Source organism: Microbacterium sp. 2RAF4 (assembly GCF_052115285.1).
Classification (GTDB): Bacteria; Actinomycetota; Actinomycetes; order Actinomycetales; family Microbacteriaceae; genus Microbacterium; species Microbacterium oxydans.
Genome location: NZ_JBFRGI010000021.1, coordinates 1 through 379, shown reverse-complemented (window position 1 = coordinate 379; position 379 = coordinate 1). Strand labels below are relative to the sequence as shown.

Below are 379 nucleotides of genomic sequence, written 5' to 3'. Positions count from 1 at the left end.
CACCGGCCTCGGCAACTTCACCGTGATCGGCAACGACCTGAACAACACCCTGCTCGGCAATGCCTACAACAACACCCTGCAAGGCGGGGCCGGCAATGACTGGCTGGATGGCGGCGCCGGCGCCGACACCCTCAGCGGCGGCAGCGGCGACGACACCTACGTCATCGACAACGCCACCGACACGGTCACTGAGCTCGCCGACGAAGGCCACGACCTGATCCGCACGRCGGTGAGCTACACCCTCTCGGCCAACGTCGAAGACGGCGTGCTGCTCGGCACCGCCGCGTTGAACCTCACCGGCAACGAACTCGATAACAGCCTCACCGGCAACGCCGCCGCCAACTTCCTCGACGGCAAGGCCGGGGCTGATACCCTGGAC

At 66.7% G+C, this 379-nt stretch carries 1 pseudogene; it reads left to right on the top strand.

The window, feature by feature from the left end:
- Positions 1–379: pseudogene (locus AB4070_RS18590) on the top strand (hypothetical protein); the annotation flags it as partial.